This window comes from Roseococcus sp. SYP-B2431 (genome assembly GCF_004336745.1).
GTDB lineage: Bacteria > Pseudomonadota > Alphaproteobacteria > Acetobacterales > Acetobacteraceae > Roseococcus.
Map to the genome: position 1 here is coordinate 613,329 of NZ_SJXD01000025.1, position 22,413 is coordinate 635,741.

The 22,413-nt window shown below is 67.5% G+C and carries 20 protein-coding genes; 12 read left to right on the forward strand and 8 right to left on the reverse strand.

Features of this window, described 5'->3' with window-relative positions; all coding sequences use genetic code 11:
* Positions 1–222 precede the first annotated feature (222 nt).
* The 3 genes from EJV46_RS14185 to EJV46_RS14195 are packed head-to-tail and all read left to right on the forward strand — an operon-like array spanning position 223 to position 3,136.
* Positions 223–1,281, forward strand: coding sequence for a type III polyketide synthase (locus EJV46_RS14185; protein ID WP_131549280.1), 1,059 nt, complete (start codon positions 223–225; stop codon positions 1,279–1,281).
* Positions 1,281–1,952, forward strand: coding sequence for a methyltransferase domain-containing protein (locus tag EJV46_RS14190; RefSeq protein ID WP_131549281.1), 672 nt, complete (start codon positions 1,281–1,283; stop codon positions 1,950–1,952). Before EJV46_RS14185 ends, EJV46_RS14190 begins: the two co-directional genes overlap by 1 nt.
* A gap of 11 nt (positions 1,953–1,963) precedes the next feature.
* A complete protein-coding gene (locus tag EJV46_RS14195; RefSeq protein ID WP_165585539.1) occupies positions 1,964–3,136 on the forward strand; it encodes an NAD(P)/FAD-dependent oxidoreductase in 1,173 nt (390 codons plus the stop codon).
* Between the two features lie 70 nt (positions 3,137–3,206).
* On the opposite strand, the gene EJV46_RS14200 is transcribed toward EJV46_RS14195, so the two are convergent.
* The 6 genes from EJV46_RS14200 to EJV46_RS14225 form a co-directional block, all read right to left on the reverse strand.
* Positions 3,207–4,169: a TIGR03885 family FMN-dependent LLM class oxidoreductase gene (locus EJV46_RS14200; protein WP_131549283.1), complete on the reverse strand. Its 963-nt coding sequence runs from the start codon at positions 4,167–4,169 to the stop codon at positions 3,207–3,209.
* Between the two features lie 5 nt (positions 4,170–4,174).
* Positions 4,175–4,933, reverse strand: a complete 759-nt coding sequence (locus tag EJV46_RS14205; protein ID WP_131549284.1) for a DUF72 domain-containing protein — start codon at positions 4,931–4,933, stop codon at positions 4,175–4,177.
* A 260-nt stretch (positions 4,934–5,193) separates the two neighbouring features.
* Positions 5,194–6,150: a tripartite tricarboxylate transporter substrate binding protein gene (locus EJV46_RS14210; protein WP_131549285.1), complete on the reverse strand. Its 957-nt coding sequence runs from the start codon at positions 6,148–6,150 to the stop codon at positions 5,194–5,196.
* Between the two features lie 11 nt (positions 6,151–6,161).
* A complete protein-coding gene (locus EJV46_RS14215) occupies positions 6,162–7,139 on the reverse strand; it encodes a tripartite tricarboxylate transporter substrate binding protein (protein ID WP_131549286.1) in 978 nt (325 codons plus the stop codon).
* Complete coding sequence (locus EJV46_RS14220) at positions 7,136–8,125, reverse strand: tripartite tricarboxylate transporter substrate binding protein (protein WP_131549287.1); 990 nt, start codon at positions 8,123–8,125, stop codon at positions 7,136–7,138. Before EJV46_RS14220 ends, EJV46_RS14215 begins: the two co-directional genes overlap by 4 nt.
* A 4-nt stretch (positions 8,126–8,129) precedes the next feature.
* On the reverse strand, positions 8,130–9,092 hold the full coding sequence (locus EJV46_RS14225) for a tripartite tricarboxylate transporter substrate binding protein (protein WP_131549288.1): 963 nt from the start codon (positions 9,090–9,092) through the stop codon (positions 8,130–8,132).
* Positions 9,093–9,290: 198 nt separating this feature from the next.
* Between EJV46_RS14225 and EJV46_RS14230 the strand changes: the two genes are divergently transcribed.
* The 6 genes from EJV46_RS14230 (at position 9,291) to EJV46_RS14255 (ending at position 14,506) form a co-directional block, all read left to right on the forward strand.
* Complete coding sequence (locus EJV46_RS14230) at positions 9,291–9,893, forward strand: TetR/AcrR family transcriptional regulator (RefSeq protein WP_131549289.1); 603 nt, start codon at positions 9,291–9,293, stop codon at positions 9,891–9,893.
* A gap of 131 nt (positions 9,894–10,024) precedes the next feature.
* Complete coding sequence (locus EJV46_RS14235; RefSeq protein WP_206020813.1) at positions 10,025–11,095, forward strand: amidohydrolase family protein; 1,071 nt, start codon at positions 10,025–10,027, stop codon at positions 11,093–11,095.
* Positions 11,092–12,198 carry an amidohydrolase family protein gene (locus EJV46_RS14240; protein WP_206020814.1) on the forward strand — a complete coding sequence of 369 codons (1,107 nt, stop codon included), beginning with the start codon at positions 11,092–11,094 and terminating at the stop codon, positions 12,196–12,198. Before EJV46_RS14235 ends, EJV46_RS14240 begins: the two co-directional genes overlap by 4 nt.
* A gap of 1 nt (position 12,199) precedes the next feature.
* Positions 12,200–12,613: a Rieske (2Fe-2S) protein gene (locus tag EJV46_RS14245; RefSeq protein ID WP_131549290.1), complete on the forward strand. Its 414-nt coding sequence runs from the start codon at positions 12,200–12,202 to the stop codon at positions 12,611–12,613.
* Between the two features lie 16 nt (positions 12,614–12,629).
* Complete coding sequence (locus EJV46_RS14250) at positions 12,630–13,589, forward strand: tripartite tricarboxylate transporter substrate binding protein (RefSeq protein ID WP_165585541.1); 960 nt, start codon at positions 12,630–12,632, stop codon at positions 13,587–13,589.
* A gap of 17 nt (positions 13,590–13,606) precedes the next feature.
* The gene (locus tag EJV46_RS14255; protein WP_131549292.1) at positions 13,607–14,506 is read left to right on the forward strand and encodes a TauD/TfdA family dioxygenase; all 900 of its coding nucleotides are present in this window, start codon (positions 13,607–13,609) and stop codon (positions 14,504–14,506) included.
* 424 nt (positions 14,507–14,930) lie between these two features.
* On the opposite strand, the gene EJV46_RS14260 is transcribed toward EJV46_RS14255, so the two are convergent.
* Entirely contained in the window at positions 14,931–15,560 is a 630-nt protein-coding gene (locus EJV46_RS14260) for a TetR/AcrR family transcriptional regulator (RefSeq protein ID WP_165585542.1), read from the reverse strand.
* 156 nt (positions 15,561–15,716) lie between these two features.
* Here EJV46_RS14260 and EJV46_RS14265 point away from each other — a divergent pair, with 156 nt between their 5' ends.
* Together EJV46_RS14265 and EJV46_RS14270 are read left to right on the forward strand one after the other, a co-directional pair.
* The gene (locus EJV46_RS14265; RefSeq protein WP_131549294.1) at positions 15,717–16,709 is read left to right on the forward strand and encodes a tripartite tricarboxylate transporter substrate binding protein; all 993 of its coding nucleotides are present in this window, start codon (positions 15,717–15,719) and stop codon (positions 16,707–16,709) included.
* Between the two features lie 32 nt (positions 16,710–16,741).
* The gene (locus EJV46_RS14270) at positions 16,742–18,469 is read left to right on the forward strand and encodes an amidohydrolase family protein (protein ID WP_131549295.1); all 1,728 of its coding nucleotides are present in this window, start codon (positions 16,742–16,744) and stop codon (positions 18,467–18,469) included.
* Positions 18,470–19,614: 1,145 nt separating this feature from the next.
* Here EJV46_RS14270 and EJV46_RS14275 read toward each other — a convergent pair.
* Positions 19,615–20,517, reverse strand: coding sequence for a LysR substrate-binding domain-containing protein (locus EJV46_RS14275; protein ID WP_131549296.1), 903 nt, complete (start codon positions 20,515–20,517; stop codon positions 19,615–19,617).
* Positions 20,518–20,593: 76 nt separating this feature from the next.
* On the opposite strand from EJV46_RS14275, the gene EJV46_RS14280 reads away from it, so the two are divergent.
* Positions 20,594–22,396 carry an acyl-CoA dehydrogenase family protein gene (locus EJV46_RS14280; RefSeq protein ID WP_131549297.1) on the forward strand — a complete coding sequence of 601 codons (1,803 nt, stop codon included), beginning with the start codon at positions 20,594–20,596 and terminating at the stop codon, positions 22,394–22,396.
* The last annotated feature ends 17 nt before the right edge of the window (positions 22,397–22,413 follow it).

Genomic DNA, 22,413 nt, shown 5'->3' on the forward strand with positions numbered 1-22,413 from the left:
TTCAGATGTCGCAAGCGCCGCTCAATCGCCGGCCGCAAATCCAATTGGCGCATCAGATGTTGGCAAAGAATGCGGGCGACACAGCAACCGGCCCCGAGCCCCGCCGTTGGGGTGAAGACGCAATAGTGGGTGCATTTGCATCTGCCCGACGCTCTCCCGCGTTGAGCTTCTTTTTACCGGCCCCTGAGTCAGTGACTCCGGCCTGCACAGGCAAGAGGAAGCATGGGCCTCCCGCACATCAACCGAATCGCCACGGCCGTGCCCCGACACGAGGTTCACGAGGCATTCCGGGCCTTTGCGGAACGTCAGCTGCAGGAGCCGCACTCGAGAGAAGCCTTCGCCCGGTTGGCGCAGCGCGCGCAGATCGCCTCGCGCCACTCCGTCCTGGAACCCTTGCCGGATGCGACGGGCAGCGTCTGCGGCTTCTACACCGTCGCCGCCTTCCCGAGCACCGGCGCGCGGATGGCGCGCTTCGAGGCGGAGGCCCCGCATCTGGCGGAGCAGGCCTGCATGGCCTTGGGAATGGAGACGGAAGGGTCAGCCGTCACTCACCTCATCGTCGCGACCTGCACAGGCTTTGCGGCCCCCGGTCTCGACCATTGGCTGATGCGCCGCTTCAGCCTGTCGCCCAGCGTGGAGCGGAGCATTGTCGGCTTCATGGGGTGCCAGGCCGCGATCAACGCGCTCAAGCTCGCCTGGCACATCGCGCGCGGCGACCACAGGGCGCGGGTGCTCGTGGTGAATTTGGAGCTCTGCACGCTGCACCTCCAGCCGGCCCGCGAGGCGGAGCCCCTGCTTTGCTCGCTTCTCTTCGCCGACGGCTGCTCGGCGGCGCTCGTCAGCCAGGATGCCCGCGGCCTGCGGATGGACGGCTTCCACGCCACGGTGATGCCGGAGGCGGCGCATCAGATCACCTGGCGCATTGCGGACAGCGGCTTCGACATGCGCCTCTCCGGCCTCGTGCCGCTGACCCTGGCGCGCGCCCTTCCGGACCAGATCGACGCGATGCTCGGCGGCATGCCGCCGGCCGAGGTCTCGCATTGGGCCGTCCATCCTGGCGGCCGTTCCGTTCTCGACGCCGTCGCCCATGGCCTTGGCCTGCCGGCGGCCGCTCTGGACACGAGCCGGCAGGTGCTGCGCGAGTTCGGCAATATGTCCTCGGCGACCGTGATGTTCGTGCTGGAGCGCATGATGCGGGACGCTCTTCCAGGCTCGCCGGGATGCGCGCTGGCCTTCGGGCCGGGCCTCTCGGCGGAGTCCATGCGCTTCACGGCTGCGTGATGCTGCGCCAGCGCTCGCGCCAGCCGGAGTGGATGGACGATCCGGAGGCGGCGGGCTTCGACACCGCGCTGGCCGAGTTGGCCCTCATCAACCGACTCAGCCTCGCCGCGCGGCCGGTGCTCGGCTTCCTCGACCGCGTGGCGGCGCGCCAGGGCGGCCGCCCGCTTTCGATCCTCGACGTGGGTGCAGGCGGGGGCGACCTGCTGGCCCGCATCGCGGTCTGGGCGCAGCAGCGGCGGATCGCGGTGGAACTGACCGGGCTGGATGTCAGCCCATGGGCAGCCCGGCATGCCATGGCGCGCGGCGTTCCCGCGAAGTGGATCACGGCCGATGCCTTCGCGGTGGAGGGCAGCTACGACGTCGTGCTGTGCAGCCTCTTCGCGCATCATCTCGACGACGCCGCCCTCGCGCGCTTCCTGGTCTGGCTGGAGGCGAGGTCGCGCGTCGGCTGGCTGATTTCGGACCTGCACCGGCATTGGCTCCCATGGGGCTTCATCTGGGGTGCTTTCCGCCTGCTGCGCCTACATCCGATGGTGGTGCATGACAGCACGGTCTCGATCGCCCGCGGCTTCACGCGGGCCGATTGGCGGCGTCTGCTGGCGGAGGCTCAGGTTGAGGCGCAGCTGCGATGGGCCTTCCCGTTCCGCTGGCAGGTGAGCGTCGTGCGGTGACAGAGGGGGCGATGACGGAGACGGCGGTAATCGGCGCGGGTCCGGCCGGCTGTGCCGCCGCCATCACCCTCGCCCGCGCAGGCCGGCAGGTCACCCTCATCGACCGCTGCGCCTCGGCGCCGGAGAGCGTCTGCGGCGAGTTCCTGAGCGAGGATGCCGTGTCGCTGCTGCGCGGGCTGGGACTGACTCCCCTGTCGCTCGGTGCGGTGCGGCTGCATGGCCTGCGCGTGGCCGCAGGTGCCCGCGTGGCCGCCGCCTCCCTGCCATTCGCGGCCTACGGCCTGCCTCGGCAGCGGCTGGATGCGGCGCTCCGCGATCTGGCCATCTCGTGCGGCGTCAAGCTTATCGCCGGCGTGACGGTGCAGGGCGCCGATCCCGCTCCGGAAGGATGGTCGCTCCGCGGCACTCCGGTGCGCGCCCGGCATGCCGTCCTGGCGACGGGCAAGCATGCCTTCCGCGGCCAGCCAAGAGCCTCCCGATCTCGAGCGGTCGGGCTGAAGCTGCATCTGGAAGAGCTCCACCTCGCGCCCGAGATCGCGCTGCTGCGCTTCCAGGGCGGCTATGCCGGTCTGCAGCCCGGACCGGACGGGAGGGCCAACCTTTGCCTGGCGCTGACCGGACCGGTGCCATCCGGCACCGAAGGCCTGCTGGAACGGGTCCGAGGTGGATCCGCCCTGGCCGGGCGATTGCTGGCGGAGGCCCGGCCTGCCTGGACCAGGCCCCTGGCCGTCGCGGGGCTTCCCTTCGGCTTCGTTCACTGCGGTACGGGTGATCTGTACCGCGTGGGAGATCAGCTCTCCGTCATCCCGAGCCTGGCTGGCGATGGGATCGCCATGGCGCTCGCTTCCGGCATCGCGGCGGCGGAATCCATTGTCCTGGGCCGGAATGCGGCGGAGTTCCATCGGGCATGGGGGCGGCGCATCGCGCCGCAGATGCAGCTCGCCATGGCCGGCGCGTGGCTGTTCCGCTCGATGCCGGCTGTCTTCATGGCCGCCCTGGGCAGCGCTGCCTTTCGGGGATTGATGCGGGCTACCCGGCTGAGTGGCCAATCGGCGGCAAGAGCCGACGCCGTCAGCCTGTCCAGGGCCGGCCTATCCGGCGCCTTGGGCGCCTCAGGATTCTACGGCCCGATCCGTGGCACTGCGCCGGATCCGCCCCGACCGCCGGGAAGAGCGCGCCCATGATCCGGCCACGCCCGCTGCCGTCATGGAAATGCCGAGGAGCGGCGAAATGCCGAGGCGCCGCATCTGCCGCTCACCTGAACGCGGGAAGCACCCGCGCCCCGAACGTCTCGAGGAAGGCCTGCTGGTTTCGGCCGACCTGGTGGAGCTGCACCTCCTTGAAGCCGATCTCCGCCAGTTCGGCGATGCGCCCGGCATGCCAGCCCGGATCGGCCGAGATCCATACAGCGTCCCGCACGTCCTCCGGCCGGACGAAGCGCGTGGCGATGTCGAACTGCTCGGGCGTGCGGAGTTCCCAATTCACATCGCCGCCCAATACGTTGGTCCGCCATTGCTCATGTGCGCCGGCCAGCGCCTCCGCCTCAGTTGGCGCCCAGTTCAGCGTTACCTGCGCGACGAGCCGCTTGCCTGCGCCGCCGCCACGGCGGAAGGCCTCGACGACGCGGCGCATCCGCTCCGGGTCGGCCGAGACCGTCAGCAGCCCGTCCGCCCATGCGCCGACCGCCTCGGCCGTCTCTTCCGTTACGGCGGCGCCGAGCAGCAGCGGCGGCTCGGCGGGCCGGCTGTAGAGCTTCGCTTCGACGACGGTGACGAGCCCGTGATGCGTCACCGTCTCCCCGTCGAGCAGCGCGCGAATGACCTCCGCGCATTCACGCAGCCGGCGGTTGCGCATCCCCTTCTCGGGCCAGGCCAGGCCGGTGATGCCCTCGTTCAGCCGTTGCCCGCTGCCCAGCGCGAGCCAGAAGCGGCCAGGGAACATTTCCGCGAGCGTCGCGGCGCCCTGCGCGATCACCGCCGGGTGGTAGCGGTAGCCCGGGGCCGAGATGACGCCGATGGGCAGGCGGGTCCGCGCCAGGGCTGCTCCGAGCCAGGACCAAGCGAAGCCGGAATGGCCCTGGGCGGCGCCCCAGGGGCGGAAGTGATCCGAGGACATGGCGCAGTCGAAGCCCGCGGCCTCGGCCGCCTGTGCCAAGTCCAGGAGCTCCGAGGGCGGAAACTGCTCGTGCGAGGCGTGGAAGCCGATGCGGAGGGACAAGGCGGTCAATCCTTTTGTGGACTTTCATACGCCGGCCGGAGACTGATCCACTCCCGCAGTTCCAACGCGTTCCGTGTGGCCTCACCAAGCGTCGTATTGTCGAAGATGCACCAACATTGCCTCCCGGCCTTCGCATCGAGGCAGATTTGCGCGGCCAGTCCAGCAATCGCGTCGGCGGAATAGGCAGATCGATATACGTCCGGGGCGCCATGCAGGCGCCGATAGGTCATGCCGAGCCAACCACCCGGCGAGGCTGCGCTGGGAACGATCGCGGGATCGGCTGCGACCCGCGCAACCTCGTATTTCTCCAACTGCTTCTCTGCCTCATCCGTGAACCAGGTTCGATGGCGAGGCTCGCAAACCACGGAGTCGAAGCGCCTTCGGATGGCACCGAAAAAATGGTCGGCAACGCCAGCGCTGAAAGCAAGTGACGGTGGAAGCTGTACGAGCACAGGCCCCAGGGCAGGGCCCAATTCGCTGACTTCCTCGCGAAAACGATCGAGTAGCTCCTCAGCGCCGACCAGCTTAAATTCGTGAGTAATGGATTTGGGGACCTTCACAGAAAATCGAAAATCACCAGGTACCGTGGCCGCCCATCTGCGATATGTGGCGGGACGGTGCGGCCGATAGAACGATGAGTTGATCTCCACAGCCCGGAGTTGCTGTGCATAGCGCGCTAGGTGCGAGCCCTCGGCCGGAAAGCAGCTTGAATGCTGCTTCGGAATTGCCCAGCTTGCCGTTCCTACGAAGCTGCCGCCGACCATCGCGCCTTCCCGGGATCTGAGGTTGTAGCGCCAGCAGAGCAAAAGCGTTGCACGACCCGCCACATGGCCGCGACCGTATGAACGCCTGCTTGCTATCTCACCTGAGCGCCCGGGGCGCGACGGCGCGATCCCTTATCCGAAAGCGCGATGCGCGGCATATCGGAGAGGCGGCCGCGAGGGCTGGTGCCGCTCATCGGCGATGCTGGCGAGGGCAGACTGGAGCAGGGATAGGAACCAAGACGACAGTGTTCTCTGGCCCATCACTCCGCGCGAATGTTGGAAGCCTGGATAATTTGCCGCCAGTTCGTGCGATCGGCGGCAATACGCCGGGCGAAAGTTTCCGTGTCTTCAAAAAGGGGCGTGATGCCGCCGTCTGATAGCCGCTGCCGCAGTTCACCACTGGCTAGCACCTGCTGGATCGCCGTCAACCAACGCGCCATGGCCGCCGGCGGGATGTCACGCCGTGCACAAAGGCCGAACCAGCCCACGACCTGGAAGCCCGGCACGGTCTGGCTGACGCGCGGCGCGTTCGGGAAGATGGGCGAGGGCGTTTCGTCAGCGATCGCGAGCAGCCGGAGGTCGCCGCCCTGCACCTGCCGCGCGATGTCGGCGATGTTGGTGAGGCTGAAATCCACCCGTCCTGCCAGGATCTCCACCATGGCCGGCGCAGCGCCACGAAAGGCCACGTGCTCCATCTGCGTGCCCGTCATCTGCTTGAGCAGTTCGCCGCCCAGATGCTGCGCGGCTCCGACGCCAGGGCTGGCGAAGGTGATCTGGCCGGGCCGGCTGCGCGCGTCCGCAATGAGGTCGGCCAGGTTCCGATACGGGCTTTGGGCGCGGACGACGAGGCCGTAGCTTGATAAGCCCACCATCGCGATCGGGCCCAGATCCACTCCGGGATCCACCGGCATGGTCATGCCGACGAGCTGGGGGGTGATGGTGACGGTGCTCATCGGGCACACGAAAGCAGTATAGCCGTCTGCGGGGCTGTTCACGACAGCCTCTGCCCCGATCACCCCGTTCACTCCAGCGCGGTTCTCCACGACAATGCGCTGGCCGAAGATGTTGCCGATCTTCTCCGCGAAGAAGCGCGCCACGAAGTCGTTAGAGCCGCCGGCAGCAGAGCCGCTGATGATGCGGAGCGGACGGTTCGGAAAGTCCTGGGCCGCCGCCGGTCCGGCAAGGAGCAGGAGGGCGCCGAGGATGAATCGGGTCATGCGGGTTTCCTTCAGCCGGCTGTGATGCCGCGGTCGCGGATCAGGCGGCCGAGCCGCTCCACGTCGCCGCGAACGAGGTCGCCGAGCGCTTCCGGCGTGGTGACCTCGGAGATGAGGTCTGGGGTCAGCATTGCGCGGAAAGGGCCGCTGCGCATAGCGTCGGCAAGGCCTTCGTGGAGCTTCCGGATGACGGGCGCCGGGGCGCCTGCCGGCATCAGGAACGCGTGGAACCAGGTGTAGACCATGGATTCGAAGCCCTGCTCACGGAAGGTCGGCAGGTCCGGCAGGCCGGGCAGGCGCTCCGGGGTGGAGATGCCGATGATGCGCAGCTCTCCCGAGCGATGCTGCTCCAGCAGATTCATGGTCGCGCCCACGACGACGGGGATGGTGCCGGCAAGCACGTCCAGCACCGCCGTCGCCTCGGAGCGGTAGACGATGTTCTCGAAGCTTGCGCCGCTTTCTGCGGAGAGCATCTCCACCAGCAGATGGGAGGGCGTGGCGCGGCCGAGCGTGCCGTAGCTGATGGAGCCGCGCTCGCGCGAGAGCGCGACCAGCTCGCGCAGGTTCCGCACCGGCAGGCTCGGAGAGACCCCCATGGCCGTCGCGCCTCGATAGGCCACGGTGAGCGGCTGGAAGTCCGCATTGCGGAAGGGCAGGCGGGGGACCATCAGCGTGGCCAGCACCAGCGCCGAGGAGATCATATGGCCGATCGTGTGGCCATCTGGGGCGGCGCGCGCGAGCTCGCCCGCGGCGATCACGCCATTGGCGCCCGGCTTGTTGTCCACGATCACTGGCTGGCCGAGGCCTTCGCGGAGGCGATCCGCGACGAGGCGGTCGAGGATGTCGGTGAAGCTCCCGCCCTGAGCCGGGCAGACGATCCGCATCGGCCGCGAGGGGAAGGTGCCCGTGTTCTGCGCGAGGGCCGGCATGGCGAGCCCGAGCGTCGCGCCGGCGGCGACGAGGCTGCGGCGGGTGGTGGAGCGGATCATCGGTTCTCCCTTCCAGCGGCGCCGCGCAGCAGCCCCAGCGTGTTCAGCACGCCGCGTTCCTGCGAAGCGATGCGGCGCATGGCCGCATCGAAGTCCGGCCCGTCGACGAAGCCGGGCGTCAGGTCGAAACGGTCGAAGACCGCGCGCACGCCCGGGTCCTGCATCGCCTCGCGCATCGCGACCTGGAGCGGGCGGGCGGCCTCTTCCGGGATGCCGTGCGGCCCGATGATGCCGAGCGAGGCGGTGCCGTCGAATTCATAGCCGAGCTCGTTGAGTGTCGGCGTGTCGGGATAACGCGGGATGCGCCGGGCGCTGCTGCTGATCGCCAGCAGGCGCAGCGACCCGTCCCGCACCGCTCCGGCCCAGAAGGCACCGTCCGATATGACGTTGACCGAGCCTGCGAGCAGCGCGCCCAGCACGTCGCTGCTGCCGCGGTACGGCACGAAGACCGCCTCGATCCCCGCCTGGCGCGCCACGATCTCCATGGCGATGTGTCCGCCCGTGCCGATGCCCGAGGCCGCATAGATCAGCTGGCCGGGATGGGCACGGGCCCAGTCCATCAGCTCGGCCCAGCTGCGCCAGGGCGCGTCGGCCTTGACCGCGATGCCCACGGTATAGCCGCCGAGCTGCGCGACATAGCTGAAATCGGCCATCGGATCGTAGGTGACCGAGGGCGTCATATAGGCAGCGCGCAGGACGCTGACCGTGCAATTGCCGAGCGTATGGCCGTCGGCGCGCGACTGGACGACGGCCTGGGCGGCGAGCGCGCCCCCGGCGCCCGAGCGGTTGTCGACGATGACCGGCTGGCCGAGCCGGCGCGCCATGAAATCGGTCACTGCGCGCAACGGCAGGTCTGTCGAGCTGCCGGCCGGGCCGGTGCAGAAGACCCGGATGGGGCGTTGCGGAAAGCCCTGGGTGCGGCCGGGGCGTGGTGCTGCGAGCGGGGCGGCCATGGCCGCCGCAAGGGTGAGGCGTCGGGACGGCATCGCGTCAGCCCGCCGTGATGCCGCGTTGCTCGATGAGCGTGCGAAGGCGCCCCTGATCCTCGCGGATCAGCGCGCTGTAGGCCTCCGGCGAGATGAGGTCCGGCACGAGGTCGGGGCTCAGCAGCGAGAGGAACGGTTGGGTCCTCATCACCTCGCCGATGGCGCCGTGCAGCCGGTCCACGATGGGCCGCGGCGTGCCGGCGCGGACCACGAAGCCGTGGAACCAGGTGTAGACCATCGACTGGAAGCCCTGCTCCCGGAAGGTCGGGATATCGGGCAGGCCGGGCAGCCGCTCGGCGGTGGAGACGCCGATGATCCGGATGGCGCCGGCACGCTGCTGCTCCATGAAGTTCATCGGCCCGCCCACCGCCACCGGGATGGTGCCGGCCAGCACGTCGAGCACCGCGGGCGCCTCGCCGCGATAGACGACGTTCTCCAGCGTCAGGTTCGTCTCGGCGGAGAGCATCTCCATCAGGATGTGAGCGGGGCTGGCCCGGCCAATGGAGCCGTAGCTGAGCGAGCCGCGCTGCCGGACATAGGCCACGAGGTCGTTCATGTTCTCGATCCCGAGCCGCGAGCTGACGGCGATGGCCATGGCGCCGCGGTAGATGGTCGTGATGGGCTGCAGGTCGTCCAGCGTGTAGGGCAGGCGCGGCACCATCACGGGCGCCAGGGTCAGCGACGCGGAGATCAGGTGGCCGAGCGTGTGGCCGTCCGGCGCCGAGCGCGCGATCTCGGCTGCGGCGATCACGCCATTGGCGCCGGGCTTGTTGTCGACGATGACGGGCTGGCCGAGGCTCGCCAGTTGGTCGGCGAAGACGCGGTCCACCAGGTCGGTGAAGGAGCCTGGCGGAGAGGCGCAGACGATCCGGATTGGCTTGTTGGGAAAGGCCTGGGCCAGGGCCGGGCTGGCGAGCGCGCCCAAGCCGACCGCCAAGGCGCCACGGCGCCCAAGGGCATGTGCCATCCTGTTCCGTCCCTCCTGGCCCTGTCCGCGAGGTTCGACCCTTGCGGCAGAAGCCGTTCTTGCCTGTCGAGCAGGTAGGGCGAGGCTTCCATTATCTTACTTACTCGTCAACAACAATATGCCGGAGCGGCATCGTGCTTGACGGCGGGCAGGCCGTGGCGCCATGGCGGGGCGGCGAAGGCGAAGGACTCCTGCAAGATGTCGATGCGCGACGAGATCCTGCGCGTGGCCACGGAACTCTACACTCTCCGCGGCTACCGTGGTGTGAGCTTCAACGACATCGCCGAGGTGCTCGGGATCACCACCACGAGCATTCATTATCACTTCAAGAACAAGGTCGGCCTGGCCAAGCAGGCGCTGGACGAATATGCCGCGGGGGTGGAGCACGAGATCCGCGCGATCTGGACGGATCAGAACACGACGCTGGCGCGCAAGATGCAGGCCTCGCTCGACTTCAACCGGCGCTCCTATTTCCGCTTCAACAGGCAAGGGGAGGAAGGGCGAGTCTGGAGCCTGCTGAGCCGCTTCGCCAACGAGCTGGACGCCTTCCCGCCGGAGTTCCGGGCGCGCATTGGCGCCTTCCGCGCGGAGGTCCAGGCCTGCGCGCGCCACGGCCTCGAGATCGCCACCGCGCGGGGGGAATACCGGGCCGAGGTACTCCGGACGGACATGTCCCGGATGCTGGCGCAGAGCTTTCTCTATGCCGGCTACATCGCGCGGGACGGCGGCAACTTCGAGGCCGTGGAGCGCAACTATCGCCTTGTGATGGATCTGCTCAAGCGTTCCTACGGCACGGGCTAAGCGGCCGCCACGGCTCCGAATCGCCGGTCCCGCCGTCGCCCGCGAAGTCGTATTGTCGACGACAATGTTATTGACGAGTAAGTCTACGCCTGCCTAGCTTCGCGCCCAACGACGAACCAAGGAGGATGCGCGTGGGCTTCGATGGTCTGATGCCGATCGACTGCGATATCCATCCAGCGGTGCCCGGCATGCAGGCGCTGTTGCCCTATATCGACGACCACTGGCGCGAGACGATCATCTCCCGCGGCATCGACGGGCTCGATCTCAACCTCTACCCGCCAGGCGCTGAGATCAGCTGCCGGCCGGACTGGCGGCCGGAATCCGGCAAGCCCGGCACGAGCTTCGAGCAGCTTCGCACGCAGGCGCTGGACGGCTTCGGCGCGCGCATCGCCATCTGCAACTGCCTCTATGGCGGCCCTGCCATGTACAGCGAGGATCTGGGCGCGGCGATCTGCCGCGCGACCAACCTCTGGATGGCCCGAGAGTGGCTGGACCGCGACCCCAGGCTGCGTGCCTCCATCGTCGTACCGGTGCAGAGCCCCGAGCTCGCCGTCGAGGAGATCGAGCGCTGCGCACCGGACCGGCGCTTCGTGCAGGTGCTGATGTTCGCGGCGGGCGAGCAGCCGCTCGGCCGCCGGCCGCATTGGCCGATCTACGAGGCTGCCCAGCGCCACGGCCTGCCGATCGGCATTCACGCCGGCAGCTCGCACCGTCACCCTAATTCCGGTATCGGCTGGACGCAGTACCTGCTGCAGGACCACGCGGCCTTTGCGCAGACCTTTCAGGCGCAGCTGCTGAGCCTGTTGGCCGAGGGCGTCTTTAGCCGTTTTCCCACTCTGAAGTTCGTCCTCATGGAATCCGGCTTCACCTGGCTGCCGCCTTTCATGTGGCGCGCGGTCAAGATGTGGCGTGGGCTGCGGCGTGAGATCCCCTGGGTCGACCGCTCGCCAGCCGACATCATTCGCGAGCGGGTGCGCATCACCATCCAGCCCGCGGACGCGCCGCCCGACCCGGCGCAAATGCGGCGCACGCTGGAGATGATCGGCGCGGACGAGATGTTTCTCTTCTCCTCCGACTATCCTCACTGGCGCTTCGAGGGCGAGGCAGCCTTGCCTGGCGGCTTCTCGCCGGAACTTGTGAGAAAGATCCTCGTAGACAATCCGCTTGCGACCTATCCCCGCCTGAAGGAGGTACTGTCATGAACGACGGACCCGTGATGCAAGCCGAACGGCCTGCGGCGCAGAAGATCGGGATGATCGACTGCGACATCCATCCGATGATGCGGTCGCCCGCGGACGTGCTGCCCTACCTCTCGACGCGCTGGCGCGAGCATTACCAGACCATCGGGCCGCGCTATCGCCAGCCCTTCCTGGGATCGAGCGCCTATCCGAAGGCGACCCCGCAGCTCTCGCGTCGCGATTCCTGGCCGCCGGCCGGCGGCCCGCCCGGCTCCGACCTGGACTTCATGCGGGAGCAGCACCTGGATCCGCTAGGGATCGAGCTGGGCATGCTGCAGCCGCTCTTCCCGCGCGGGATGGACGAGCGGAACCTCGACTTCGCCGCGGCCATGTGCCGGGCGGTGAACGACTGGCAGGTGGAGGCCTGGACCTCGAAGGAGCCGCGCCTGAAGGCCAACATCACCGTGGCCTGCGACAACCCGATCGCCGCCGTCGAAGAGATCGAGCGCTGCGCGAAGAGCGGGCACCATGTGCAGGTCTCCTTCGCGACGCGTGCGATCGAGCCGCTGGGCAGCCGGAAATACTGGCCGATCTACGAGGCCGCGGAGCGCCACAACCTGCCGCTCGGCCTGCACAGCGTGGGCAATAACGGGAATGCGGTGCAGCCGGGCGGCGCGCCCTCTTATTATTTCGAGGAGCATCAATGCGTCTCGCTCAGCCTGCACGCGATGGTCGCGAGCATGGTGATCGAAGGCGTCTTCGAGGCGTTTCCGCAGCTCAAGCTGATCGTCATCGAGGGCGGTTTCGCCTGGGCTGCTTCACTTGGATGGCGGCTGGATGCGCATTGGCAGCGGTTCCGTGCCGAGGTGCCGCATCTCAAGCGCCCGCCGTCGGAATACCTGCGCCGCAACGTCTGGTACACGACGCAGCCCATGGATGAGGCGGAGAAACCGGCCTACCTGCGCGACATGATCGATTGGGTGGGCTGGGACCGTGTCCTCTTCGCGACGGACTACCCGCACTGGGATTCCGACGATCCTCGATTCTCGCTGAAGTTGCGGATGAGCGAGGACGAGCGCGCGCAGATCCTGGGCGGCAATGCCCGGGCGCTCTTTGGAATCGCGTAACATGGCGCGTCATGTCGTGGCCACGACGGGCGAGATCGCGCCCGGCAGCAGCAAGCTCGTCACGGTGCGCGGGCGTTCCGTCGCGCTCTTCAATCGCGACGGCGAATATTTCGCGATCAGCAACACCTGCCCGCATGCCGGCGGAAGCCTGTGCCATGGCGCGCTCGTCTCGCTGGTGCAGTCCTCGCGACCGGGCCAGTACGAGCTCTCGCGCCGCGGCGAGATGCTGCAATGTCCGTGGCATGGCTGGGAGTTCGACATCCGCACCGGCCAGTCCTGGTGCGACCCCGAGAGCTTCCGCGCCCGCGCCTATCAGGTGACCGTCGAGCCCGGCGAGACTCTGGCGAAAGGCCCCTATGTGGCCGAGACCTTTCCCGTCGCGGTTGAGGGCGAATATGTCGTCGTCGAGTTCTGAGATTGGCCGGCGGCCCTTGCTGGCCGCGCCCTTCCTGGTGCTGGCGACCTCGGCCCGCGCCGCCGACTGGCCGCAGCGGGCCATCCGGCTGATCTGCCCGTATCCGCCCGGCGGCATCACCGACATCGCCTCGCGCCTGATCGCGGCCGAGTTGCAGGCGGCGCTGGGCCAGCCGGTCGTCGTGGAGAACCGGGCCGGCGCCTCCGGCAGCATCGGCGTCACGGCGGCGGGCCAGGCTTCGCCGGACGGCTACACCATCGTGATGGGCACCAACGCCACCTTCGGCACCAATCCCAGCACCTTCGCCTCCTTGACCTATGACCCGATTCGTGGCTTCGAGCCGATCGTCGCGGTGGCGCGCGGGCCGCTCATCGTGCTCGTCGCGAACCGGCTGCCCGTCAGGTCGATGCAGGAGCTGGTGGATTACGCGAAGGCACGGCCGGGGGAGGTGACCTACGGCTCGCCGGGAATCGGTGCCCCGGTCCATCTGACGACGGCGCTGCTCGGCAGCCTCACGAGGACGGAGCTGGTGCATGTCCCCTACCGCGGCAGCGCGCCGGCGCTGAGCGACCTCGCGGCGGGCCACCTCGCCATGATGATCGACAACTTTCCCTCTGGCATCGCGCTGGCGCGCTCCGGCGGGGCACGGGCGCTGGCGATCACCAGCCGCGAGCGCAGCGTCCTCGCGCCGGAGATTCCCACGGTCGCCGAGGCGCTGGGCATTGAGTTCGAAGCCGGCTCGTGGGTGGCGCTGATGGCCCCGGCGGGCACCAGCCCCGCCATCGTCGTGCGGCTGAACGCCGAGGGCCGTAAAGCGCTGGAGAGCGAGGCGCTGCGCGAACGCTTCGCCGCCTCCTGGCTGGAGCCGATGGGCGGGTCGAGCACCGATCTCGCCGAGCTGATCCGGCGCGAGATCGCCCAATGGCGCGGGGTCGCGCAGCGCGCCGGCATCACGCCCCAGAATGCCACGAACTGAACGGGAGGAATTGACTCATGGCTGTCACCTTCAAGCCCCTCAAGGGCGACGACTTTGCTGCCGAGGCCGGCGGCGTGGACATCTCGCATCCCCTGGACGCCACGGATATCGCGGTGATCGAGAAGGGCATGGACAAGTACGCGGTCCTGGTCTTCCGCAACGCGAAGCCGCTGGAGCGCGAGGCGCATATGCGCTTCACGCAGTATTTCGGCGAGTTGGAGGAGGCTTATCAGGTGCCGCAGGCCGGCGGCGCCGGCACGCGCCGTCTGGCGGAGGGGCTGGGCGATATCTCCAACCTGACGCAGGACGGCAAGCTGATGGCGCGGGACGACCGCCGCCGGCTCTACAATCTCGGCAATCTGCTCTGGCACAGCGACAGCAGCTTCAAGGCGGTTCCGGCGAAGTATTCGATGCTCGCTGCCCATGTCGTGCCGCCGGAAGGCGCCGGCGGCGCCACGCAGATCGCGGATATGCGCGCCGCCTGGGACACGCTGGATCCGGCGACGCAGAAGCTGGTCCGCGACATGGTGACCGAGCATAGCCTGCTCCACTCGCGGGCCGTCCTGGGCTTCGGCGACTTCACGCCGGAGGAGCGCGAGCGATACCGGCCGGTGCAGCAAAGGCTGGTGCGGCGCCATCCCGGCAGCCATCGGCTCTCGCTCTTCCTTTCGGCCCATATCGGTCAGATTCTGGGCTGGCCGCAGCCCGAGGCGCTGGCGCTGATCCGCGAGCTGACCGAGCATGCGACGCAGCGCGAGCGCGTCTATGCCCATGAATGGCGCGTGGGCGACCTGCTCGTCTGGGACAACCGCACCACCATGCACCGGGCGACACGCTTCGACGACCAGACCTATCCGCGCGACATGCGCCGAACCACGCTGACCGACGTGGCCTCCACCCTGGAACAGGCTGCCTGATCGGGAAACCAAGCGCGGGTGGGTGCGACGGGACACCGGATCGGCTGCCATTCGCTACGAAAGGAACGGCCAGGTTCCCTGCTGCAGCTGATCGCCGAGAAGCGGGTTCAATCCTGGCCGGAGCGTTTCGGCGCGGCCCTGGCGCCAAGGATGCCGCAGCCGTCACAGCGCTTTTCCGGACGGACGGGCGCTGGCGCGATGTGCTGTGCTTCACTTGGTCCATCGTCACGCTGGAAGGGCGAGACGCGATCGCGGCCATGCTCGCATTCCAGCTTGGCCGTCGCAGCGCCGCGGGGCTTTGCGATAGAGGCTGGCAGCATGCGCGAGGCCGACGGTGTCGCCGGATGCTGTGTGTTCAACGCAGAGTGGGATAGTGACGGAGGTTCGTGGCGCGAAAACGCTGCATGCGTGGGCGGATCCGCCCCTACCGTTTGGCGCGCCTTGAAGGCCGACTTTGGACTCCATATGCAGCACGCATCATGTTGTGTACGGCGGCGTAGTTTCGGATCGCCCCGGCAAATCCGCCCGTGTCACGCGCGATATGCGGCGCGTAGAGGAAGGCGCTGCTCAGGATCCGCGCCATCTCCGCTCGGGGCGCGTCGTCTCGGAACTCCCCCGCGTCCATGGCGATGTCTACACCCCGACTAACGAAGGCGTGTGCATCGCTTCGGAATGCGGTGATCCGCTTGCGGATGTCGTCATCCAGCGCATCCGCATCGCTGGCGAAGCGAGACATCAGGCTCCAAGCGCGGCCAGGGGGACCATCGCCGTTAAATCGGTTGTAGCTGTCCTGAGTGAAGGAGATCGTGGCTTTGATCTTGCTCTCGAGATTACTGCCCTCGTCGCACCAGATGCACCGCATTCGCTCGGTCACCTGGTCGGCATATGCCTCGAGCGCCGCGGATGCCAGGCCGAGCTTGGTGCCGAAGTGGTAGTGGATGTTCGCCGTTGTCATGCCAAGCGAACGCGCGATGTCAGCGTAGCTCACGCCATTGAACCCGTGTCGAGTGAAGAGGTCGGTGGCGATTGCCAGGATGTCGTCTCGAGCGGCCATGATCGCCCTAATTGACATCGCGGGCGCAACTTTCCAAGGGACGGACTGCGCGGCACCCTGATTGACTAGTTAATAGATTTGATGGTTTTATCTGCGTGCGCACCGGCATCGGTGAGAACGGCATAAGCCGCGGTGGAACGAACGTCAGGAGTGGAAATGTCCATATCGCAGATTGCGCGCCGTCGAGTGCTGGCGGCGCCTGCCGCGCTGGCTTTGGCAGCCGAGTCGAGCAGCTCGGCATTCGCTCAGACCCCCGGATTTCCGTCTCGACCGATCCGCATCGTCGCGCCTGGATCCGGGGGGTCTTGGTCAGACCTCATTTGCCGAGTCGTCGGTGAGCACATGCAGGTGTCGCTGGGGAACCCGGTCATTGTTGACAACCGTCCAGGCGCCCAGGGCGTCATCGCGGCAGGTGAGGTGGCCAGAGGGGCGAAGGACGGCCATGTCATTGGCTACGCCATCACCTCAGCGCAGGTGCTCGCGCCACTGATGATCCCGCGGCTGCCCTATCGCAACGAAGATTTCCAATCGATCACCACCATCTTCCGAGGCGCGATGGCCCTGGCGGTGCCGGCTACGCTGCCCGTGCGCAACGTTGCGGAATTCGTCGCCCATGTGCGCAGCCAGGGAGGCCTGAGCTATGGCTCTAACGGTGTTGCTACCTCGTCACACCTGCTGATGGAGATGTTCCAGGCGACGGCTAACATTGCATTGCAGAACGTGGTGTATCGCGATGAATCAGCTGCGACGATGGATCTGCTGGCAGGGAATGTGCCGTCGGTGGTCACCGGCCTCACGCCGCTCCACCAGTTCCACAAGGAAGGCAAGATCCGCATCATCGGCATTTCCTCCGAAGAGCGGCTGGAGGGTGCGCCAGATATCGCGACCTTCCGCGAGCAGGGCTTCCCAGACCTCGTTTACACTTGGTTCCACGGCTTCGTGTCTCCGTCTGGTGTGCCACGTCCCGTCATCGATCGGCTTCGCGGGGTCATCCTCGAAGCCATGGAAACCCAGCGCTTCCGCGACCGCATGACGCCGGACTTGATCGTGCGCTCGAGTACCCCTGAGGAGTTCACCGCGGAGGTGCTCCGCGATCAGGAACGCCTCGGGGCAATCATTCGTGAACGCAACATCCGTCCCGCCGGTTGAACTCGGAACAACGCGGTCACAGGAGAAGATCCATGGGCGAGCAAGTGACCCTGATTCTACGTGGCGGAGCCGTAGTGGACGGAACCGGACGTCCACCCTTTGAAGCGGACGTCGCGCTGGCGGGATCGCGGATAGCTGCCATCGGTGCGGTGCCGCCGAGTGGCGCGGAAGAAATCGATGCACGGGGCCTGCTGGTGACGCCGGGTTTCGTCGATGTGCACACGCATTACGATGGGCAAGCGGTGTGGGATTCCCGCATGACGCCGTCAAGCTGGCATGGTGTCACCACGGCAGTGATGGGCAACTGCGGTGTGGGCTTCGCTCCGGTTCGCGAGCAGGACCGCCAGAGGTTGGTGGAGCTTATGGAGGGTGTCGAGGACATCCCCGCCCCCTGCCTCCACGAGGGCCTCGACTGGCAATGGGAGTCCTTCGGCAGCTATCTCGACGCGCTCGACCGCAATCCGCGCGACATCGATCTCTGCGCACAGCTTCCGCACGCCGCGCTGCGCATCTTCGTTATGGGCGAACGCGCATCCCGTCTCGAAGCGGCGACGCCCGAGGACTCGGCTGAGATGCGCCGCCTCACGGCGGAGGCCATGCGCGCGGGCGCCTTGGGCTTTTCCACCTCGCGCACGATCGGTCATCGTACCCTGAAAGGCGACCGGGCGCCCTCGCTTCGCGCCACAGAGGACGAACTCACCGCCATCGCTTGCGGCATGTCGGACGCGGGACATGGCTTCATGGAACTTGTCTCAGACTGGGACACGCCGGACGCCGCAACGGAGTTCGCGATGTTGCGCCGGGTGCTGAGCGTGTCGAGGCGCCCATTGCTCTTCTCCATGGCGGAACGGCACGACAAGCCGCAGCTTTGGCGCGAACTCCTCGCGATGACGCATGATGCGGTGGCGCAGGGGCTTTCGATCCGCCCCGTCATTCCGCCGAGGCCCATCGGCATCCTGTTCGGACTGCACGGCACGCAGAATCCATTCTCGGCCACGCCGAGCTACCGCGCGATCGCCGACCTTCCGGTGGCCGAGCGCGTGGCGGTCATGCGCGACCCGGAGGTTCGCAGGCGCATTCTCTCCGAAGACCCAGTGACCGGAAGCACCTTCCCGCTGCTCACCAGGCTCGGACACGAGCGCATGTTCCTTTTCAGCGATCCCCCGAACTATACGCCCGACCGGGAGAACTCTCTCGCGTCGATCGCCGCGCGCGAGGGGCGGAGCGCGCCAGAGGTGGCATACGACCTTCTGACCGCCGACGAAGGACGCAATTTCATCTTCGCGGCCCTAGTGAACTATGCGGGTTACACGCTCGATCCCTGCCGCGAGATGCTGGCGGATCCAGTCACGCTCGTTGGACTGGGAGATGGTGGCGCCCACGTGGGCTTTGTCTCCGATGGCAGCTTCCCGACCTTCCTCCTGAGCTACTGGGGCCGCGACCGGGGTGATGGCACTTTCCCCATCGAGGAACTCATCCGCCGTCACACTTCGGACACCGCCGCGGCCGTCGGCCTGAACGATCGTGGCGTCCTTGCGCCAGGGCTGCTGGCAGATGTGAATCTGCTAGATCTCGACCGCCTCCGCCTGGGGGCACCTTATATGGTCCATGATCTGCCCGCTGGTGGGCGCCGCCTCATGCAGCGTGCGGACGGCTACGCCGCGACTATCAAGTCGGGGTCCGTCACCTATCGCAACGGCGAACATACCGGCGCGCTTCCTGGACGGCTCGTTCGCGGACCGCAAGCGGGGTGGTCGTGAGCGCAGGCCTTTCGCACGGACGAAGGAACACGCTGTCTTTTGCGGCCGCGTGAGCATCTGCTGGGCTATGCCAGGCACCTATCGCCCGTGAGGCCGCGTCGCAGGTTTCGGTTGTTTCGGCTGTTGCCCGACGTCGGGCCGAGGGCAGCCCGCGCGGGTGGCTCGAGCTTGGGGACGTCAAGAAGCTCGAGCTTCAGGCAGGTGAGCTTGAGCGTTACGGCTCCGACGGGGCCGTGCTGAAGCTCCTGCGCGAGCCGTACGCCGGCCGCGTCTTGCCCGGGTTCGAGGAGATCGACCTCGGGTTTTGGGAATTGGAAACTCTGGTCCGGAAGGGCGCCCCAACTGGAAGGCAGCCCTGGAAAGCGAAAAGGGCGTCTACCTCATCACCGACGCTGTTACGGGCCGCCGCTATGTCGGCTCGGCTGCGGGCGAGGGCGGCATCTGGTCTCGGTGGTGCAAACTATGCGGCCACGGGACATGGCGGCAATGTGGAGCTGCGTAGCTCGCGACAGACTCGAGCCTCGCCTATATCCGCCAGGCTTTTCGCTTCGCCCTGCTGGAGCACCGGCCGGTTGGGGCGGCGGACGATGTCATCCTTCGGCGGGAGGCCTATTGGAAGCGGGTCCCTGCTGACGCGGGATGAGTTTGGTATGAACCGCAATTTAGGGAAGGCGCCGGGCGGCACGTGCGGGCGTTCATGAGCACCATCGGCATCGACTACTCCGGCGCGGAGACTCCCACGTTGAGCCTGAAGCGGGACACCCGAGGGAACCGGCCGAGCATCCGAGATTCGAGTTTCCGGTACCCTGTCCCCCGCTGCCTCGGAGCCGAAGCGGGATACTCGCTCATCGATTCTTTGGTCGGGCGGTGAAATGCTGAATCCGAGCAGGGCAGCCGTACTGGAGATAGCATAAAACAAGGCCTTAGACCTTGTTGGAAAATCGGCCACCCTCAAAGTTCGGAAACTCTCTGCTCTCCGGAGACCGAAAGCTCGCCCCGTTGCGCGTTCGCACCATCGAGGTCAGCGCGGTAAGGCCGGCCGAACCTGGGCCACAGCGCGGTGTCGTCCAACGAGAGAATGTTTGTCCGGGGAAAGACTGGAGCAGCGATAGGAACCGAGGCGACAACGTTCTCTGGGCGGCTGGCTAGGCTGGGCGGCTATAGGGTTCTGGACTACGATGCAGTTGCTCACAAAGCCAATCGGCAAAGATCGCCAGCGACGGATCCTCCGCGAGGCGTGCGTCATATTGCAGCACAAAGTTCCGGTGCGTCGGCCGTCGGGCTGGATGCGCGATGGCCAGCCGGCCGGCGGCCAGATCTGGGCCAAGAAGGCCCTCAATGGCGATGGCCAGGCCCAGATCCGCGGCCGCCGCCTCGAGTGCCAGGCTCACGCCGTCGAAGGTGCTTCCGCCGCGCACTGGGATGGCTCCCAGACCGGCGTGGTCCAGCCAGCGTCGCCAATCCTCGGGGCGCGCCCGCGTGTGGAGCAGGGTCACGCGCGCGAAGTCGATAGGGCCATCCTTCAGCCGTCGCGGCGCAGCGACGGGCACCGTCGTGATGGGCATCAGTGGGCGCATGACCAGCCCCATCTGCTTCCTTGCGCCGGCAACGACGATGGCCGCGTCGAAGCGTCCGGGAAGGAGATCAAGCGGGCTGGTGCTGGCATGGACATCGACATCGAGGTCGGGATGAACTGCCCGCAGGCGTGGCAGCAGCGGCAGCAGAACGCGCGAAAGGAAATGACTGTAGACGCCGATCGCCAAGCGGCGGTGATGTCTGAGACGCACGCCGGTGGCCGCCTCCGCCACCCGGTCGAGCGCCTCGCGCGCACCCTCCGCCATGGTGCGGCCGACCGGCGTGAGCTCCAGTCCGGTGGCACGCCGGATGAACAGTACCGCAGATAGATCAGCTTCCAGCCGTCGCACGAGGCGGCTTACCGCCCCCGGCGTGACATGGAGCTCCGATGCGGCGTGGGTCATGGACAGATGACGGGCCGCCGCTTCAAAGGCGCGGACAGCATACAGCGAGGGCAGGGAACGACCCGGCATGGCTTTGAGTCTAACTCAAAATGCTCAGCTTTGAAATCGTTTGCGGCGGGCGCCGAAGGCATGGACGCTGCCCGCCATGAATGAGATCACGATGGTGACCCGCCCGACCCCCGACCCGGCCGACCAGGCCCGTCGCGGCGCCGTGGCCCGCCGATCCCAGCACCTTGCGCCCGATTGCAGCGGCCTCAACTTCTTCGAGATCGACCGCAGCCTGTGCGACCTGCTCCCCCTCTACATGGAGGATCCCCTGCTGGCGCATCTCGCGCCGCATCTCCAAAGGCTGGGCGTGCTGGCCGGCAGCCGCCTGAACGACCTCGCCCACCTCGCCGACAGGCACCCGCCCCAGCTCCATCAACGCGACCGCTACGGGCGGGATGAGGAGTGGATCGAGGCCCATCCCGCCTATGACGAGATCCGCCGGATCGCCTTCGGCGAGTTCGGCATGCACGCGATGACGCACCGTCCGGGCGTGCTGGGCTGGGACCGGCCCATGCCACTCCTGGCCAAGCAGGCCTTCTTCTACCTCTTCGCGCAGGCGGAGTTCGGCGTGCTCTGCCCGGTGAACCTGACCGACTGCACCTCCGACCTGATCGCGCGATACGGCAGCGAGGAGCTGAAGGCGCGCTATCTCGATCGCCTATGGACGCAGGACATGGACCGCCTCCTCTACGGCGCGCAGTTCATGACTGAGAAGATCGGCGGATCGGATGCCGGGTCTGCCGAGCTGGTCGCCGTGCGGGATGGCGAGCATTGGCGGCTCTATGGCGAGAAGTGGTTTTGCTCCAATGCCGACGGCGATGTGTGCGTGCTGCTGGCGCGGCCGGAAGGCGCCGTGGCGGGCAGCCGCGGGCTCGGTCTCTTCCTGCTTCCCAGGACGCTGCCCGACGGAAGCCGCAACAGCTACCGGATCGTGCGGCTGAAGGACAAGCTCGGCAGCCGCTCGATGCCGAGCGGGGAGATCGTCTTCGACGGTGCCGTCGCCTACCAGCTTGGCGCAATCGATCGCGGCATGAAGCAGATGCTGGAGATGGTGAACCCGAGCCGGGTGTCGCATCTCACGCGCGCGGCGGGGATGATGCGCCGCTGCCTGAACGAGGCGATGCAGGTGGCGCGCCATCGCAACGCCTTCGGCAAGCGCGTGATCGAGCATCCGCTAATGCGCCGGCAGCTCGTGAAGATAATGATCAAGACGGAGCAGTCGCTCTCCGCGGTGATGCTGGCCTCGGTGCTCGACCCCTCGACGCAGCAGGCCGCGCCCAAGATCGCGCGGCTGCTGACGCCGATCTGCAAGTACCGCGCCTCGCGCGACAACATCGCCGTTGCGACCGCGGCCATGGAGGCGCGCGGCGGCAATGGCTATATTGAGGATTGGGTGAACGCCCGGCTGGTCCGCGACGCGCATCTGGGCGTGATCTGGGACGGCACCAGTAGTGTGAACGCGCTGGATGCCATCCACCGCGCCGTTCGAAAGGAGCGCGCGCACCACGCCCTGGGGGAGGAGCTCGTCCGGCGCCTGGCCGAGGCCCGGGGCCTGCCAGGGCAGTTCCGCACGCGCATGGAGGGGACGCTGGCCCAGGCGATCCGCCTCGCCGAGCAGGTCGCCGATACGCCGGAGCACGAGCGCTTCGTTCGCGTCGCCGCCAGCGCGCTCTACCATGTGACCACCGCCATCCTCATGATGAACGAGGGCTGCCGCCTCGGCGCGGCGGGCGGCGATGCCCGGCGCTTGCTGATGGGGCGCTTCGTGCTGGAGCACCGCCTGGCCGATCGGCCCAAGCTGGCCGTGGAGGATGCGCGGTGGGAGGAGGAGGCGATCTCGCTGCTGCTCGAGGATGCGCCGGTTCCGCTGGACGCCGCGGCCGCGCTGATGACCGCCTAGCCTCGGCTGCCGCACAA